The sequence below is a fragment of the Mycolicibacterium parafortuitum genome (assembly GCF_010725485.1).
Lineage (GTDB): Bacteria > Actinomycetota > Actinomycetes > Mycobacteriales > Mycobacteriaceae > Mycobacterium.
The window spans coordinates 1,030,658-1,046,893 of record NZ_AP022598.1; the positions used below are offsets into that span (position 1 = coordinate 1,030,658).

A 16,236-nucleotide genomic window follows, 5' to 3' on the forward strand; every position below is an offset into this window, starting at 1 on the left:
TCAGAACCTCACAGACGGGATGCCGCAGGAGCCGAGGTAGTTTCGGGTGCGGGTGGCGATGGGCAACGGGGTGTCGGGGTCGCACGGGTACATGTCCTGCTCGACGATCGCGAACACGTCGATCCCGAGGGATTCGATCTCGGCCAGTAGCGGCGGCATCTCCGGGATTCCCAGCGGCGGTTCGGTCATCGCGCCCAGGCGCACCGCCTCCCCGAAGGGCAGATCCTCGGCGTCGACCTTGGCACGCACCACCGGGTCGACCTGTTTGAGATGCAGATACCCGATGCGTTCCGGGGCGCGGCGGATGATCGCGAGATTGTCCCCGCCGCAATAGGAGATGTGCCCGGTGTCCAGGCACAGATTCACGAACCGGCCGTCGGTGCCGTCGAGGAACCGGTAGACGTTGTCTTCGGTGTCGACATGCGAGTCGGCGTGCGGATGATATTGCGCACGCACCCCGTAGGTTTCGAACATCGCCTTGCCGAGGTCGTTCATGCCACCGGTCTTGCGGGCCCACTGATCGACGGTCAGGGTGCGCTCTTCGAGCACCTCGCCGGTGGCCGGATCCCGCCACATCTCGGGGATCACCACCACGTGTTCGCCGCCGACCGCGGCCGTCAGCTTCGCGACGTCTTCGATCTGCTTCCACACCGAGTTCCAGTTCTCGGCCGCGGGCACCCCGTCCCGGTGCAGATGCTCGAACACCGTGCCCGCCGACAGCCTCAGCCCGCGCGAACCCAGTTCGTCGGCCAGCTGCGCCGGGTCGGTCGGCAGATACCCGTACGGGCCCAGCTCGATCCACGTGTACCCGGCCGCGGCCACCTCGTCGAGGAACCGTGTGTACGGCGTCTGCTGCGGATCGTCGGGAAACCACACGCCCCACGAATCCGGCGCCGATCCCACGTGAATTGTGCTCATACTGCGGTCCTTTCCAGGGAGTTGGGAGTGCCGATGGCTTCCAGGCGCTCTTCGAGTTGTTCGAGGGAGGCGCCCTTGGTCTCGGGGACGACGCGATGCACGAACACGAACGACGCGATGTTCACGACGACGAACAGTGCGAACGTGCCTGTGGAGCCGAGGGCGTTGTTCAGCAGCGGGAACAGGAATGAGATGACCGCGTTGGTGCACCAGAGCACGAACACCGCGATGCCCATGGCGAAGCCGCGCACCGACAGCGGGAAGATCTCCGACAGCAACAGCCATACGCAGGTGCCGATGAACATCTGCACGAACCCGACGAACAGCACCATGCACGCGAGGATCACGTAGCTTCGGGTGGTGTTCTCCGGCAACAGGAATGCCGCCGCGAGGAGGGCCTGGGAGGCGGCGACGCCGGCGAAGCCGATCAGCAGCATGGTGCGCCTGCCGATGAAGCCGAGCAGGATGATGCCGATGATCGTGGTGATCACCGAGGTGACGCCGACCGCGATCGTCGCGACAAGTGCGGCGCTGACGCCAAGGCCGCTCTGCTCCAGGATCGTCGGCGCGTAATAGTTCACGGTGTTGATACCGGTGGCCTGCTGGACGATCGCCAGCCCGCAACCGATCAGCACCACGCGGCGGATCCACGGCACGTCGCGGATCACCGTGAACGGGGTGCTCGCGGTCTTGAGCGTGGGGGTCTTGAGCATGTGACTGGTGTGCTCGACGACGATCGTGTACTCAGCCTCGGCGTCGTCCGGAGTCCGGCTGAGCGCCAACACGTTCCGTGCCTCCTGCAACCGGCCCTTCAGCGCGTACCAGCGCGGGGAATCCGGAAGTGCCAGCATCCCGAGGAACAGCGCGACCGCGGGGATCGACGCGACGGCGAGCATGGTCCGCCACACGTGCGGGTCCTGGATGAGATGGTCGAGCAGGGCGTTGGTCGCGAACGCGAGCATCTGGCCGGTGACGATCATCAGCTCGTTGATCGTGACCATCCGGCCGCGGCGCTCGGCGGGGGCCATCTCGGCGAGGTAGAGCGGGCAGGTCACCGCGGCGGCCCCGACACCGAGACCGAGGATGATGCGGGCGGCGACCATGATCTGTACGTTCGGGGCGAGCGCACACCCGAGTGCGCCGACGAGGAACAACCCCGCGCAGACCAGCAGGGCATTCTTGCGGCCGATGCGGTCGGCGACCCGGCCGCCGAACAGGGCGCCGAAGGCCGCCCCGGGGAACAGCAGCGCGCTGACCACCGTGGCCTCGCCGAACGCCGACAGCGCCAGGTCGTCCTTCATGTACAGCAGCGCCCCCGAGATCACTCCGGTGTCGTAGCCGAACAGCAGTCCGCCGAGGGTGGCGATCACGGTGAGCTTCGTCAGGAACTTGCCCGAACTGCCGGGCGAAGGGTGTGCGGACACGAGCACCTCGTTTCTGGGACTAACGCGCGTTAGTAACGCGCGTGAGGTCTACTATGAACCCGGCCCGTGAATGTGTCAACCGTCACTCCGACCGAACGGACAACCCGTGAGCGCACCCCGGAAACGTCGACCCGACGGCGCGGTACGGCGGCCCACCATGGCCGACGTCGCAGAGCGCGCCGGAGTGTCACGCACCCTGGTGTCGTTCATCCTCGACGGCAAGCCGGGGGCCAGCGACGAGACCCGGCAGCGGGTGCTCGCCATCGCCGACGAGATCGGCTACCGCCCGGACGCGGCGGCGCGCCTGCTCGCCCAGGGCCGCAGCCGCACGCTCGGCGTGATGCTCGACGTCCGCCAGCTGTTCCAGGCCGAACTGGTCACGCACCTCTACCCGGCCGCCGAGCATCTCGGCTACGAGGTGCTGCTGTCGGCCAACCTTCCCGACCGGACCGAGCCGACGGTCGTCGAGTCGCTGCTCAGCCATCGGTGCGGCGCGCTCGTGCTGCTCGGGCCCACCTCCGACGCCGCATACCTCAGGCAGCTCGCCGACCGGGTGCCGGTCGTGGTGGCGGGCCGCCGGCTGGCCGGCGTCAACACCGAATGCCCGCTGGCGACGGTGAGAACCAACGACACCAAAGGGATTCGGCAGGCCATCGACTACCTCGTCGGGCTCGGCCACCGACGCATCCACCACGTCGACGGCGGCACCGACCCCGGCTCGGCCGACCGGTTGCGGGCCTACCGCTCCGCGATGCGGGCACACGGCCTCGGCGACGAGATCGTGGTGATCCCGGGCGCGCACAACGAGGAGGCCGGCGCGGCCGCCGCACGCACGATGCTCGCCGAGTCCGAACTGCCCACCGCGGTGCTGGCCGGTAACGACCGCTGTGCGCTGGGCGTGCTCGACGTGTTCACCCGCGCAGGCGTCGACGTTCCGGGTCAGGTCTCGTTGATGGGGTACGACGACAGCAGGCTCTCGGAGAACCCGCGCATCGACCTGACGACGATCCACCAGGACGCCCGTGAGATCGCACGGCACGCGGTGGATCTGGCGGTGCACATGCTCGTCGACGGCCCGTCGCGGGCGGCCGATGTGGTGCTGGAGCCGACCCTGGTGGTGCGCGGGACGACCGCGCCGCCGCGGGACTGAGCGCGCGGACCTCGGGGGCGCGGCGAATCGCACCAAATCCCCGCGTCCGGTACCGCGCAGCCGTATCTTTTGCAGATGCGCCTGTCCAGCGTCGACGCTGCCTTTTGGTTCGCTGAGAATCTCAAATGGCACATGCACATCGGCGCGATCGCGCTCTGCGACCCGTCCGACGCGCCGGATTTCAGCTTCGACCGGGTCCGCGAGCTGATCATCAGCAGGCTGCCGGAGTTGCCACAACTGCGGTGGCGCGTCGAGGGCGCACGACTGGGACTCGACCGCCCGTACTTCGTCGAGGACGCGGACATCGACGTCGATTTCCACATCCGGCGCATCGCGGTCCCGTCGCCGGGCGGCCGCAAGGAACTCGACGAACTCGTCGGGCGGCTGATGTCCTACAAACTGGACCGGTCCAAACCGCTGTGGGAACTGTGGTTCATCGAGGGCCTGGCCGGGGGCCGGGTGGCCGTCGTGACGAAGATGCACCACGCGGTCGTCGACGGGGTGTCCGGCGCCGGAATCAGCGAGATCCTGCTCGACGTCACCCCGGAACCGCGGCCGCCTGCCGTCGACGCGAGCCGGTCGCTGGTCGGGGTGAAGCCACCGTCGCGCGAGCGTCGCGCGGTCGACGGGCTGATCAACGTGTGGTTCAAGACGCCGTACCGCATCACCCGGCTGCTCGAGCAGACCGTGCGCCAGCAGATCGCCGTGCGCAACATCGACAACAAGCCGCCGCGATACTTCGACGCCCCGAAAGTCCGCTTCAACGGCCCGATCTCACCGCATCGCGCGGTCGCCGGCTCGAGCGTGTCCCTGGACCGGGTGAAGGCGGTGAAGCGGGCGTTCGACGTCAAACTCAACGATGTCGTGCTGGCGCTGGTCTCCGGCGCGCTCCGCGCCTATCTCAAGGAGCGCGGCGAACTGCCCGCCAAGTCCCTCGTCTCGCAGGTGCCGGTGTCCACCCGCACCGAGGCCGACGACGCGGTCGGCAACCAGGTCACCGCGATGACCGTGGTCCTCGCGACCGACGTGGCCGACCCGGCCGAACGGATCAAGACCATCTACGCCTACACCCAGGGCGCCAAGGAGATGACGAGAGCTCTTTCCGCGCACCAGATCATGGGTTACACCGAGACCACGCCACCGGGGCTGCTGGCTCTCGCGTCGCGCGCCTACGCCGCCAGCGGCATCGGCAGCAACGTCGCCCCGATGAACGTCGTGATCAGCAACGTGCCCGGCCCCGAGTTCCCGCTGTACCTCGGCGGGGCGCGAGTCGAACATCTGATGCCCATCGGCCCCCTGCTCTTCGACGTCGCACTGAACATCACCTGCTTCAGCTACTGCGGCGCAGTAGATTTCGGATTCATCACCACCCCTGAGATCGCCGCCGACATCGTCGACCTGGCCGATCAGATCGAGCCCGCACTGCGCGATCTCGAAGTCGCCGCCGGCCTGGTGGTCGATCCGGACCGGCCGAAACCCCGCAAGCGCGGCCGCGCGTAACGCCTACCGTCGGCTTTACAGTAAGATCCTTCAGGACACCGGGAGGTAGCCTGATGACCCACGCCGAGCAGTTCCGGGACGCGCCGATCTTCGACGCCGACCAGCACATGTACGAGACGCCGGACGCGCTGACCAAGTTCCTGCCGGAGCGCTTCTCGCGGGCGGTGCAGTACGGCCAGTTCGGGCGTCACACCCGCATCGTGATCAACAACCGGGTGTCCGACTTCATCCCGAACCCGACGTTCGAGCGGGTCGCCGCGCCGGGGGCACACGAGAAGTTCTTCGCAGGCGAGAACACCGAGGGCCTGACGCTGCGCGAGATGCAGGGCCCGGCGATCGAGGCGCCGCAGGCCACCCGCAACCCGGCCGACCGAGTCGCCGAACTCGACCGCCAGGGCGTGCGCGAGGCGCTGAACTACCCGACGCTGGCGAGCCTGATCGAACACGCGACCGCCGACGATCCCGAGCTGACGCTGGCCGTGATCCACGCGCTGAACCAGTGGATGGCCGAGCACTGGACGTTCGACTACCAGGGCCGGGTGTTCTCCACCCCGATCATCAACCTGTCCGAGGTGGACGGCGCGCAGCGCGAACTCGAGTACGTGCTCGACCACGGCGCGAAGGTGGCGTTGATCAAGCCGGGCCCGGTCAACGGGCTGCGCGGCTGGCGCTCCCCCGCGCTGCCGGAGTTCGACCCGTTCTGGCGGGACGTCGAGGCCGCGGGGCTGCCGATCGTGCTGCACGCCAGCTATCCCCCGCTCGACGAGTACGTCGGCAGGTGGGAGCCGCCGCACACCCAGAACTTCATGGCTCAGAGCGCGTTCCGGTGGATGGTGCTGGGGCACCGCGAGATCGCCGACATGATCACCAGCCTGATCTGCCACGGCACCCTGACCCGGTTCCCGAAGTTGCGGATCGCCAGCGTGGAGAACGGCAGCTCGTGGATCTTCCCGCTGTTCAACGACTTCGAGGAGCTCGCGAAGAAGATGCCGCAGAACTTCGGTGAGCATCCGTTGGAGGTCTTCCGCCGCAACATCTGGGTCAGCCCGTTCTGGGAGGGCTGTGTGTCCGATGTGGTCAACACCGTCGGCTGGGACAAGGTGATGTTCGGCTCGGACTATCCGCATCCCGAGGGGCTTGCCGAGCCGAAGGGCTTCTGGAAGTACGCCGAGGGCATGGATGTGCGCCGCACCTACGACTTCATGGGTGACAACGCGCGCCGGTTCATGGGGCTGCCGATCGCCAACCCCGATCCGGCGGCGACACACCCGCCCGCGCTGACCACTGCCTGAGGCCCACAGTCGCCCTGGCACGTACGGGCCCGCCTAGACTCCGGGGCGATGAACGACGACCGTGCGGTGCAGTTCGTCGGCGCGGGACCCGGCGCCGCGGATCTGCTGACCGTGCGCGCGACGCGGCTGCTGGCGGCCGCCGACCTCGTGCTGTACCCGGGCACGTACCTCGACCCCGGCGTGCCGGCCAACTGCTCACCGTCGGCTGAACTGGTCGACACCGAGGACCTCGACCTCGACGCGATCGTCGGACACCTGGTCGACGGCCACCGCGCGGGGCGCCGGGTGGTGCGGCTGGTGTCGGGCGACCCGTCGGTGTACTCGGCGGTGTCCGAGCAGACCCGCCGACTCGACGCCGCGGCGGTGCCATGGGAGGTGACGCCGGGTGTGCCCGCGTACGCGGCGGCCGCCGCCCGGGTCGGGCGTGAACTGACGGTGCCACTGGTCGCGCAATCCGTGGTGCTGACCCGCACCCAGCGGCGGTCGACGGCGATGCCGGAGACCGAGTCGCTGGCGGCGTTCGCGGCCACCCGCGCCACGCTGGTGCTGCACCTGGCGATCACCCGAACCCGGGAGCTGATGGCCGAACTCGAACCGCACTATGGGGCCGAATGCCCGGTCGTCGTGGTGTACCGGGCCTCGCAGCCGCGCGAACTCGTGCTGCGCGGCACCGTCGCCGACATCGCCGACGCGGTGGAGGCCGCCGAGCTTCGGCAGGCCGCGGTGATCCTGGTCGGCCGCGCCCTGGCCGGCCGGCCCGATCCGGCCGCGGGCGAGAGTTACCTCTACGATCCGGCGCGAAACCGCGGACTCAAGCGGCAGGACCTGCTGTGACAGATTGCGCCGCAGCACTTTACGACGTCATCAACCGGCGCCGCGACACCCGCCGCGAATTCACCGGGGCGGTCGTGGAGCGCGAAGTGCTGCATCGGATCCTGCTCGCGGCGCACGCCGCGCCGTCGGTCGGCATGTCGCAGCCGTGGGATTTCATCCTGGTGCGATCCCCCCAGACCCTGCGGGCGTTCCGCGACCACGTGGCGGCCGAACGCGAGGCTTTCGCCGACAGCCTGGCCGGCGAGCGGGCGGAGACGTTCTCCCGCATCAAGATCGAGGGCATCTGCGAATCCGGTCTCGGCGTCGTGGTCGGGTACCACCCGTCCCGTGGCGGACCGCAGGTGCTGGGCCGGCACACCATTCCCGACGCCGGGCTGTACTCGGTGGTCTGTGCGATCCAGAACCTGTGGCTGGCCGCAACCGCCGAAGGCCTCGGAGTCGGCTGGGTGTCGTTCTACCAAGAAGATTTCCTGCGCTCGCTGGTGGGTATGCCCGCCCACGTGCGCCCGGTCGCGTGGTTGTGCGTCGGACACGTCGGCGACCTGCCCGAGATTCCCGACCTCGAACGGTTCGGCTGGCGTGCCCGCACGTCACTGTCCGCGGTGCTGCACGAGGAGCGCTACCGCGACGACGCGCCATGACGGGCGAACCCCAGCGGACCGACGACGGACACTTCGTCGTGATCGACGGGAGGCGTTGGCGGGCAACGGATCCGTTGATTCCCGAGGACCGTCGAGCCGAGTTGACCCGGATCCTGATGGCGTGGCGGCGGGAGGTGCGGCGCACCCGGGGCACCGACGGCGAGACGACATCGCGCGCCGGCGTGCAGGCGGCGAAGGTCGCGCTGGGCGAACGGGGCTCGCCGCCGTGGTGGGAACAGACCGACGCGCAGCGGCGCACACGGTGGGAGACCGAGGTGCCCGTCCCCGCCGGATTCAGAGCGTGAGCACGCGACCCGCGATCACCAGGTGCACCTCGTCGCATACCGCCGCGACCCGCTGATTGACCGTGCCGAGCAGGTCGCGGAACAACACCCCGGACCGGTGCGACGGCACCACCCCCAAGCCCACCTCGTTCGTGACGACCACGGCGTCGGGGGCGGTGGCCAGCGCGTCGCACAGCGGGTCCAGCCGCGCGTCGACCGCACGGCCCGCCTGCGCGGAACCGGCATCCCACAGACCGTCGTCGAGGACCGCCGTCAGCCACGTGCCGAGGCAGTCGACCAGCACCGGACCACCGGCGTCGCGCACGGCGGCCGCGAGGTCGGCCGTCTCGACCGTGCGCCAGTGCCGCGGGCGGCGCGCCCTGTGCCGCGACACCCTGTCGTCCCAGTCCGGATCGCTGCCGTCGGCCGGTCGGCCCGGGGCGATGTAGGTGACCTGACCGGCGGCGTCCAACAGAGACTCGGCATGCCGAGACTTGCCGGACCGGACACCGCCGGTGACGAGAATCCTCACCCGGTCATCCTAGGAACCGTCGAGCACCATGATCGCCACGTGCAGTGACGTCATGGATTCCCCGTCGTCGAGATCGACGCCGAGCGCGTCCCGGATCGCGTCGAGCCGCTTGTACAGCGCGGGCCTGCTCATGTGCAGCCGCTGTGCGACGGCGGCCTTGTTGCCGGCCAGGCGCAGGTACTCGCGCAGCACCGCCAGGTCGCCGGTGCCCTGCACATCTTGGGCCAGCAGGGCTTTCAGCTCGGTCTCGGCGAACCGCTGGACCCGGCCGTCGTCGCGCAGCAGCGAGAGCAGGCCGCGCAGCCGGATGTCGGAGGCCCGGTAGAACTCCCGGGCGTCGCCCTTCAGCGACAGCGCGACCTCGGCGATGCCGGTGGCCTCACCGAGGCCTGCGATCGCGTCGGTGACCTGTGCGGCCGCCGGCCCGACCGCGACGACAGCTCGCTCGGACCCGTCGACGCGGCGGACCTCGGCGTCGATGCGTCGGGCGAGTGCACCGAGGACCTGGTCGAGCCCCCGCGATCGTGAATCCTTCAGCGACAGAACGGCCCCCACCTCCCCGTCGCCGCGCAGCGAGAACAGCCCGCTGTGGCCCGACGCGTTGACCGTGTGCGCGACGGCGTCGAGGACGGCCATGTTGCGGCGGTGTCCCGCGACCGGATCGGCGACCTCCGGGGGGCGCGCGACGCGCACCACGACGGGCAGGTAGTGCGCGCTGCCACGCAATCCGAGCGCCTGGGCACGGGCCGCGGCGTCGCGGTCGTCGACGATACGGCCGCGCAGCACGTCGTCGATCAGTCCGCTCTGGGCCTGGTGCTGCAGCCCGGTCCGGTTCTGCTCGACCATCCGGTGCATGGCGAGCGCCGCCGCGGCACGCTCGAGGACGGTGGTGGCACGTTGCGCGTCGGCGGGCGCGTACGGCACCACCAGCCGTCCCCACTGCTGGAATCGGGGGCCGACGTCGGTCGCCGACCACGGCTCGGAATTCGCGGCATCACCCGGGCTGCGGCGCGAACGGCGTTCCCAGTCGGACAGCAGGTCGGCGGGGATGCCCGTCGACGCGATCAGGGCTTGATGGGAAAGATCTTCCAGCACAACGTGTTCCCCGAGGAGTCGGGCCGCGGCGTCGACGATGCCGTTCAGTGACGCGCGCTTCATGCTCAGGTCGGTGAACGTCTCGTGGACGCGGCGGTCGAACTCCACGGTCTCGTACTGCTCGGCAACGATCATCCGATGCACGGCCTCGGTGACCTCGACGAAGCGGACCGTCCGGTGCAATACGACCAGCGCGAGGTCGAGGTGTTCGGCGATGGCGCCGACATCCGGCGGGAGCTCCGGGACGACCGTCCCGACCTCGACGACGACGCCGAGCGCACCGGCGTCGGCCAGACCGCGCAGATACTCTCGTGCCGAGCCGGCCAGTGCCGCCCCGGTGGTCAGCACCAGCTCGCCGCCCTGCAGCAGGGTGGACAGATCCGCGAGGTCGCTGACGTGCACCCAGCGGATCGTGTCGTGGAACCGCCGCGCGCTGAGCACGTCGGGCCGACCGCGCTGCACGACGGGCAGCGCGACCACCTCGGCCAGCGTCAACGGCATTTACAGAGTGTAAACCCGACCGGCAAGATCGATACATTTTGTCATCCCCGGCGGGCGCGCCGACACCTCAGAATCGGAGATGTCCCACCAGGCACGCCGAAGACCACGACGGAAGGGCGCCATCTCCATGGCCAAGACGATCTCGCATTGGGTGAACAACGAGGTGTTCGCGGGCACCAGCGGCGCGTCGGCGCCTGTGACCAACCCCGCGACCGGGGTGGTGACCGGACAGGTCGCGCTGGCCTCGGTCGCCGATGCCCAGGCCGTCATCGACGCCGCCGCCGCGGCGTTCCCGGCCTGGCGGGACACCTCGCTGGCCAAGCGCACCCAGATCCTGTTCCGCTTCCGCGAACTGCTCAACGAGCGCAAGGGCGAGCTGGCCGAGATCATCACCTCCGAACACGGCAAGGTCGTCTCCGACGCCCTCGGCGAGGTCGCCCGCGGCCAGGAGGTCGTCGAGTTCGCCTGCGGCATCCCGCATCTGCTCAAGGGCGGCTTCACCGAGAATGCGTCGACCAAAATCGACGTCTACTCGGTACGCCAGCCGCTGGGCCCGGTCGCGATCATCTCGCCGTTCAACTTCCCCGCGATGGTCCCGATGTGGTTCTTCCCGGTCGCCATCGCCGCGGGCAACACCGTCGTGCTGAAGCCCTCGGAGAAGGACCCGTCGGCGTCGCTGTGGCTGGCCGATCTGTGGAAGGAAGCCGGCCTGCCCGAGGGCGTGTTCAACGTGCTCCAGGGCGACAAGACCGCCGTCGACGAGCTGCTCACCAACCCCAAGATCAAGAGCGTCAGCTTCGTCGGGTCCACCCCGATCGCGCAGTACGTGTACTCCACCGGCACCGCCGCGGGCAAGCGGGTCCAGGCCCTCGGTGGCGCCAAGAACCACGCCGTGATCCTGCCCGACGCCGACCTCGATCTGGCCGCCGACGCGATGGTCAACGCCGGCTTCGGTAGCGCCGGCGAGCGCTGCATGGCCATCAGCGCGTGTGTCGCCGTCGGACCCATCGCCGACGACCTCGTCGCCAAGATCCGCGAACGCACCACCGGCCTCAAGATCGGCGACGGCACCAAGAACACCGACATGGGGCCCCTGGTCACCAAGGCCCACCGCGACAAGGTCGCCTCCTACATCGACGCCGGCGAGGCTGCCGGAGCCAAGGTCGTCGTCGACGGACGCACCGTGCAGGCCGACGGTTCCGCTGACGGGTTCTGGCTGGGCCCCACCCTGCTCGACAACGTCACCCCCGACATGTCCGTCTACACCGACGAGATCTTCGGCCCCGTCCTGTCGGTCGTCCGGGTGGACACCTACGACCAGGCGCTGGAACTGATCAACAGCAACCCGTACGGCAACGGCACCGCGATCTTCACCAACGACGGCGGCGCGGCCCGGCGGTTCCAGAACGAGGTCGAGGTCGGCATGGTCGGCATCAACGTGCCGATCCCGGTGCCGATGGCCTACTACAGCTTCGGCGGCTGGAAGGCCTCGCTGTTCGGTGACTCCCACGCCCACGGGATGGACGGCGTGCAGTTCTTCACCCGCCAGAAGGCCATCACGCAGCGCTGGCTGGATCCCTCCCACGGCGGCATCAACCTCGGCTTCCCCGAGAACAACTGACCCCAACACCCGCGAGCGTGCGTGTCGGCAGCCGACACGCCGCCCGCGGACCGAACTTCACGCACGCTCGCACCCCACCAAAGGAACGACAGTGACGATCACAGACCAGCCCACCGACGCCGCCGTGCTGCCCACCGGCGAGGCCGTCGACTCCGCGATCGAACGGGGCCGGCGCGCCTACGAACTCGACCGCAAGCACGTGTTCCACTCGTGGTCGGCGCAGGCGCAGATCAACCCGATGACGGTGCTGGCCGCGCAGGGTTCGTACGTGTGGGACGGTGACGGCAACAAGCTGCTCGACTTCTCCTCACAGCTGGTGAACACCAACATCGGCCACCAGCACCCGAAAGTCGTTGCCGCCATTGCCGATCAGGCCGCGAAGCTGTGCACGATCGCCCCGCAGCACGTCAACGACGCCCGCTCCGAAGCCGCCCGGCTGATCGCCGAGCGCACCCCGGGCGATCTGAACCGGGTGTTCTTCACCAACGCCGGTGCCGACGCCGTCGAGCACGCGGTGCGGATGGCCCGGCTGCACACCGGCCGCTACAAAGTGCTGTCGCGGTACCGCTCGTATCACGGCGGCACCGAGACCGCGATCAACCTGACCGGCGACCCGCGCCGCTGGCCCAACGACCACGGCAACGCCGGCATCGTGCACTTCGACGGCCCGTTCCTGTACCGGTCGACGTTCCACGCCGAGACCGAGGAGCAGGAAACCCAGCGCGCGCTGGAGCATCTCGACCGCCTGGTCCGGATGGAGGGCCCGTCGACGATCGCGGCGATCATCCTGGAGTCGGTGCCGGGCACCGCGGGCATCATGGTGCCGCCGCCCGGATACATGGCCGGGGTGCGCGAGATCTGCGACCGGCACGGCATCGTGTTCATCGCCGACGAGGTGATGGCGGGCTTCGGCCGGACCGGAAAGTGGTTCGCCATCCAGAATTTCGACGTCGTCCCGGATCTGATCACCTTCGCCAAGGGCGTCACCTCGGGCTACGTCCCGCTCGGCGGCGTCGCGATCAACGACGCGATCTACTCCAGCTTCGCCGACCGCGCCTACCCGGGTGGGCTGACCTACTCCGGTCACCCGCTGGCGTCGGCCTGTGCCGTCGCGACCATCAACGCGATGGAGGACGAGGGCATGGTGGACAACGCCGCCCGGATCGGGCGCGACGTGCTCGGCCCCGGTCTGCGTGACCTCGCGGCCCGGCACCGCTGCGTCGGCGAGGTCCGTGGTCTCGGCGTGTTCTGGGCCATCGAGCTCGTCGCGAACCAGCAGACCCGGGAACCGTTGGCGCCCTACGGCGGTTCCAGCCCGGCGATGACGGCGGCGCTGGCGGCCTGTAAGTCCGGTGGTCTGCTGCCATTCGCGAACTTCAACCGCATTCACGCGGTCCCACCGTGCAACGTCACCGACGACGAGGTGGCCGAGGGCCTGCGGATCCTCGACGCGGCCCTGACCGTCGCCGACGACTACACGGTCTGACGTACCCAGGCCGCCGCATCGACGACGTCGTGCACCGTCGGCACCCCGGGCGCCCGGGGTGGCCGGCGCACGATCACGACCGGCACGCCGAGCGTCGTGGCTGCGGCCATCTTGGGCCAGGTGTGTTCTCCGCCTGAGTCTTTGGTGATCAACACGTCGGCGGCATGCTCACGCATCAGCGCCAGCTCGCCGTCGAGCAGGTAAGGACCTCGGCTGGTCAGCAGTCGCCACGCGGCGGGCAGATCGACGTCGGGGGCCTGGACGACGCGGGCCAGCACGGCGTGGTCTCGCAGGGCGGGCACGAAGCGTGCCATCTCCTGGCGGCCCACCGTCAGGAACGGTCTGGCCCCGAGGCCGGCGGCGGCGCTCGCCGCGTCTTCGTGGCTGTCGACCCAGTGCCAGCTGTCGCGGGACCGGTCGGACCAGCCCGGGCGTTCCAGCCGCAGCAACGGGGTGTCGGTGCCGCAGGCGGCAACGGCGTTGGCGGAGATGGTCTTCGCGAACGGATGTGTCGCGTCGACGACGGCGGCGTAGTCGCCCAGCACCGCACGCAATCCGTCGATCCCGCCGAACCCGCCGATGCGGACCTCACCGACCGGTAGCCGCGGATCGGCGACACGGCCGGCCAGCGACGACGTCACCTCGACGCCGTCTGCGGTCAGCGTCTCGGCCAGCGCGCGGGCTTCCGCGGTGCCGCCGAGGATCAGGACACGCATCCCGGCGCCCCGGGCGGGAGGAACGGAAGCCCCTCGGGTGGACCGTTCTCGGCGAGGCCGAGCAGCGCATCGACGTCGAGATGTCGTTCGACGAGGTCGCCGAGCAGGTCCAGGCGGGCCTCCCGCGCGCCGGTGAACGAGACGCCCGACGGTGCCACGCCGAGGGTTTCGTGCAGGAACCGCCCGCGCAGCGCGTCCCCCTCCAGCGCGCCGTGCCACATGGTGCCGAACACCTGCCCGCTGCGGGCCCCGCCGAGGAAGTCCTCGACGCCGTCGCCGCGGGAGATCCGGCCGTGGTGGATCTCGTATCCGGTCGCCGCGGTACCGAGCCAGTCGCCGTCGGGAAGCCGAAGAGACTTCTCGGCGTCGAACCTCGTCTCGACGTCGAGCAGACCCAGCCCGTCGACCTCGGCGGGGCCTCCCTCGATACCGTCCGGGTCGCGGATGGTGCGACCCAGCATCTGGAAGCCGCCGCAGATGCCGAGCACCGGTTTACCCGCCGCGGCATGGGCCAGCACCGCGCGGTCCAGACCCCGCGTCCGCAGCCATGCGAGATCGCTGATCGTCGACCGGGTTCCGGGCAACACGATCAGATCGGCATCGGCCAGTGCACCCGGATGCGAGGCGAACACGACGTCGAGGCCGGGTTCCAGGCCGAGTGCGTCGACGTCGGTGAAGTTACTGATCCGCGGCAACCGGATCACCGCGACCCGGCGCGCTCCTGTCTGCGCGGAGCGGCGGCCCTGCAGGTCCAGCGCGTCCTCGGAGTCCAGCCAGATGTCCGGATGCCAGGGCAGGGTTCCGTATACCGTTCTGCCGGTGAGCCGTTCGAGGTCGCGCAAGCCCGGGGACAGCAGCTCGCGATCGCCCCGGAACTTGTTGACCACGAAGCCGGCGATCAGCGCCTGATCCTCGGGCGCGAGCAGCGCCACGGTGCCGAAGAACGCGGCGAACACCCCGCCGCGGTCGATATCGCCGACCACGACGGTCGGCAGGCCGGCGTGCCGGGCCAGCCCGAGGTTCACGTAATCGCCTGCACGCAGGTTGATCTCGGTGGGGCTGCCCGCCCCCTCCGCGATCACGACGTCATACCGGGACGCCAGGTCGTCGAAGGCGGCGTGCGCGGCCTCGGCCAGCGCTCGGCGCCCCTCCAGCCAGTCAGACGACGACACCTGCCCCCAGGGCCTGCCCATCAGCACGACGTGGCTGCGGCGGTCGCTGCCGGGTTTGAGCAGCACCGGGTTCATCGCGGCCTCCGGTACGGCGCGCGCGGCGAGAGCCTGAATCCATTGTGCGCGCCCGATTTCCACGCCATCGCCGTCGGGGCCGAGGCAAACCATCGAGTTGTTCGACATGTTCTGCGCCTTGTACGGCGCCACCTTCACCCCGCGACGCACCAATGCCCGGCACAGCCCGGTGGTGACCGCGGACTTCCCGGCGTCACTCGTCGTGCCGGCGACCAGCAGGCCGGTCACCGGGGCCGCCTGATCAGGAACGCGTCCATCACCCAGCCGTCGTCGGCTTCGGCATCGGCGCGGGCCGCGGCGATCGCGGCGAGCACGTCGCACACCCGCCCGGTGACCAGACGCTCTCCCGGCGCGCCGAGGTTGGCGCCCCACCAGATCGACCAGTCGTCGAGGCCGGTGAAGTCGACGCGATCGGTGGGCGGGTTGAGCATCGCGACGATGTTGTCCAGGCCGGCCGCAACGGCTTCCTGGAGCCGGCGCCCGGTGGTGATGTGCACGGGGCGGCCGACTTCGTGCAGCACGATCCGGTGTCGTGCGGCCAGCAGCTGCGGTGCGCTGATCCCAGCCAGCACGTCATAGTCGAGGTCGACGCCGAGCGCGCGAACCTTCTCGACGACGCGGATCGTGGAGTCGTACAGCGACGGGTCGCCCCAGACCAGGAACGCCGCGGTGCCGCCCCGTTCCCGCAGTATCCCGGCGTACTGGGCGGCACGGGCGTCGTGCCAGTCTCCGACGGCGCTCTCGTAACCACCGGCGGTCAGCCCGCGGGAACGGTCGCGCGGCGGATCGGGCAGTGCGACGAGCTCGGCGTCACCGTAGCGGCGCAGGATCTCGCGGCGCAGCCCCAGCAGCCGGTCGTCGTGGGCCTTCTCGGCGGCCAGCACGTACTCCACCGACCGCAGCGCCTCGGCGACCTCGGCGGTGACGTGCTGCGGGCCCATACCGACGCCGAGGATCCTGACCCTGACCGGCGTGCCCATGGCAGCGATTCTGCC

Annotated in this window: 15 protein-coding genes; 8 read left to right on the top strand and 7 right to left on the bottom strand. The window is 69.7% G+C overall.

Going from position 1 to position 16,236, the window contains the following annotated elements; genetic code table 11:
• On the bottom strand, window positions 1–918 hold the full coding sequence (locus NTM_RS04805) for a sugar phosphate isomerase/epimerase family protein (protein ID WP_163765611.1): 918 nt from the start codon (window positions 916–918) through the stop codon (window positions 1–3).
• Entirely contained in the window at window positions 915–2,342 is a 1,428-nt protein-coding gene (locus NTM_RS04810; protein ID WP_104862141.1) for a sugar porter family MFS transporter, read from the bottom strand. The genes NTM_RS04805 and NTM_RS04810 overlap by 4 nt, the downstream gene beginning before the upstream one ends.
• A 157-nt stretch (window positions 2,343–2,499) precedes the next feature.
• Between NTM_RS04810 and NTM_RS04815 the strand changes: the two genes are divergently transcribed.
• The 6 genes from NTM_RS04815 to NTM_RS04840 all read left to right on the top strand — a co-directional run bounded on the left by NTM_RS04815 (window position 2,500) and on the right by NTM_RS04840 (window position 8,064).
• The gene (locus NTM_RS04815) at window positions 2,500–3,492 is read left to right on the top strand and encodes a LacI family DNA-binding transcriptional regulator (protein WP_104861595.1); all 993 of its coding nucleotides are present in this window, start codon (window positions 2,500–2,502) and stop codon (window positions 3,490–3,492) included.
• Between the two features lie 75 nt (window positions 3,493–3,567).
• A complete protein-coding gene (locus tag NTM_RS04820) occupies window positions 3,568–4,992 on the top strand; it encodes a WS/DGAT/MGAT family O-acyltransferase (protein ID WP_104861594.1) in 1,425 nt (474 codons plus the stop codon).
• Window positions 4,993–5,045: 53 nt separating this feature from the next.
• Window positions 5,046–6,284, top strand: a complete 1,239-nt coding sequence (locus NTM_RS04825; RefSeq protein ID WP_104861593.1) for an amidohydrolase family protein — start codon at window positions 5,046–5,048, stop codon at window positions 6,282–6,284.
• Window positions 6,285–6,332: 48 nt separating this feature from the next.
• A complete protein-coding gene (locus NTM_RS04830; RefSeq protein WP_163765612.1) occupies window positions 6,333–7,118 on the top strand; it encodes a cobalt-precorrin-4/precorrin-4 C(11)-methyltransferase in 786 nt (261 codons plus the stop codon).
• Window positions 7,115–7,759 carry a 5,6-dimethylbenzimidazole synthase gene (gene bluB / locus NTM_RS04835; RefSeq protein ID WP_163765613.1) on the top strand — a complete coding sequence of 215 codons (645 nt, stop codon included), beginning with the start codon at window positions 7,115–7,117 and terminating at the stop codon, window positions 7,757–7,759. Before NTM_RS04830 ends, bluB begins: the two co-directional genes overlap by 4 nt.
• Window positions 7,756–8,064, top strand: coding sequence for a hypothetical protein (locus tag NTM_RS04840; RefSeq protein ID WP_163765614.1), 309 nt, complete (start codon window positions 7,756–7,758; stop codon window positions 8,062–8,064). Before bluB ends, NTM_RS04840 begins: the two co-directional genes overlap by 4 nt.
• Here the strand turns inward: NTM_RS04840 and NTM_RS04845 are convergent.
• Both NTM_RS04845 and NTM_RS04850 read right to left on the bottom strand, forming a co-directional pair.
• Window positions 8,054–8,575, bottom strand: a complete 522-nt coding sequence (locus tag NTM_RS04845; RefSeq protein WP_163765615.1) for a bifunctional adenosylcobinamide kinase/adenosylcobinamide-phosphate guanylyltransferase — start codon at window positions 8,573–8,575, stop codon at window positions 8,054–8,056. The two genes, NTM_RS04840 and NTM_RS04845, sit on opposite strands and share 11 nt — an antisense overlap.
• Window positions 8,576–8,584: 9 nt before the next feature.
• The gene (locus NTM_RS04850) at window positions 8,585–10,171 is read right to left on the bottom strand and encodes a PucR family transcriptional regulator (RefSeq protein WP_163765616.1); all 1,587 of its coding nucleotides are present in this window, start codon (window positions 10,169–10,171) and stop codon (window positions 8,585–8,587) included.
• Window positions 10,172–10,298: 127 nt separating this feature from the next.
• Between NTM_RS04850 and NTM_RS04855 the strand changes: the two genes are divergently transcribed.
• Window positions 10,299–11,792: a CoA-acylating methylmalonate-semialdehyde dehydrogenase gene (locus tag NTM_RS04855; RefSeq protein ID WP_163765617.1), complete on the top strand. Its 1,494-nt coding sequence runs from the start codon at window positions 10,299–10,301 to the stop codon at window positions 11,790–11,792.
• A gap of 91 nt (window positions 11,793–11,883) precedes the next feature.
• Entirely contained in the window at window positions 11,884–13,278 is a 1,395-nt protein-coding gene (locus tag NTM_RS04860) for an aspartate aminotransferase family protein (RefSeq protein WP_163765618.1), read from the top strand.
• Here NTM_RS04860 and NTM_RS04865 read toward each other — a convergent pair.
• The 3 genes from NTM_RS04865 to cobF are packed head-to-tail and all read right to left on the bottom strand — an operon-like array spanning window position 13,266 to window position 16,221.
• On the bottom strand, window positions 13,266–13,994 hold the full coding sequence (locus NTM_RS04865; protein WP_163765619.1) for a cobalt-precorrin-6A reductase: 729 nt from the start codon (window positions 13,992–13,994) through the stop codon (window positions 13,266–13,268). The genes NTM_RS04860 and NTM_RS04865 overlap by 13 nt on opposite strands.
• Window positions 13,982–15,469 (bottom strand): cobyric acid synthase, encoded by a 1,488-nt coding sequence (locus tag NTM_RS04870; RefSeq protein ID WP_163765620.1) that lies wholly within the window; start codon window positions 15,467–15,469, stop codon window positions 13,982–13,984. Before NTM_RS04870 ends, NTM_RS04865 begins: the two co-directional genes overlap by 13 nt.
• Window positions 15,466–16,221 carry a precorrin-6A synthase (deacetylating) gene (cobF, locus tag NTM_RS04875; protein WP_163765621.1) on the bottom strand — a complete coding sequence of 252 codons (756 nt, stop codon included), beginning with the start codon at window positions 16,219–16,221 and terminating at the stop codon, window positions 15,466–15,468. The genes NTM_RS04870 and cobF overlap by 4 nt, the downstream gene beginning before the upstream one ends.
• Between the last annotated feature and the right edge of the window lie 15 nt (window positions 16,222–16,236).

Coding starts and splice junctions, on each gene's coding strand:
- NTM_RS04805 (WP_163765611.1), bottom strand. CDS start 918: ATGAGCACAATTCACGTGGGATCGGCGCCGGATTCGTGGGGCGTGTGG.
- NTM_RS04815 (WP_104861595.1), top strand. CDS start 2,500: ATGGCCGACGTCGCAGAGCGCGCCGGAGTGTCACGCACCCTGGTGTCG.
- NTM_RS04820 (WP_104861594.1), top strand. CDS start 3,568: ATGCGCCTGTCCAGCGTCGACGCTGCCTTTTGGTTCGCTGAGAATCTC.
- NTM_RS04825 (WP_104861593.1), top strand. CDS start 5,046: ATGACCCACGCCGAGCAGTTCCGGGACGCGCCGATCTTCGACGCCGAC.
- NTM_RS04830 (WP_163765612.1), top strand. CDS start 6,333: ATGAACGACGACCGTGCGGTGCAGTTCGTCGGCGCGGGACCCGGCGCC.
- NTM_RS04840 (WP_163765614.1), top strand. CDS start 7,756: ATGACGGGCGAACCCCAGCGGACCGACGACGGACACTTCGTCGTGATC.
- NTM_RS04850 (WP_163765616.1), bottom strand. CDS start 10,171: ATGCCGTTGACGCTGGCCGAGGTGGTCGCGCTGCCCGTCGTGCAGCGC.
- NTM_RS04855 (WP_163765617.1), top strand. CDS start 10,299: ATGGCCAAGACGATCTCGCATTGGGTGAACAACGAGGTGTTCGCGGGC.
- NTM_RS04865 (WP_163765619.1), bottom strand. CDS start 13,994: ATGCGTGTCCTGATCCTCGGCGGCACCGCGGAAGCCCGCGCGCTGGCC.
- cobF (WP_163765621.1), bottom strand. CDS start 16,221: ATGGGCACGCCGGTCAGGGTCAGGATCCTCGGCGTCGGTATGGGCCCG.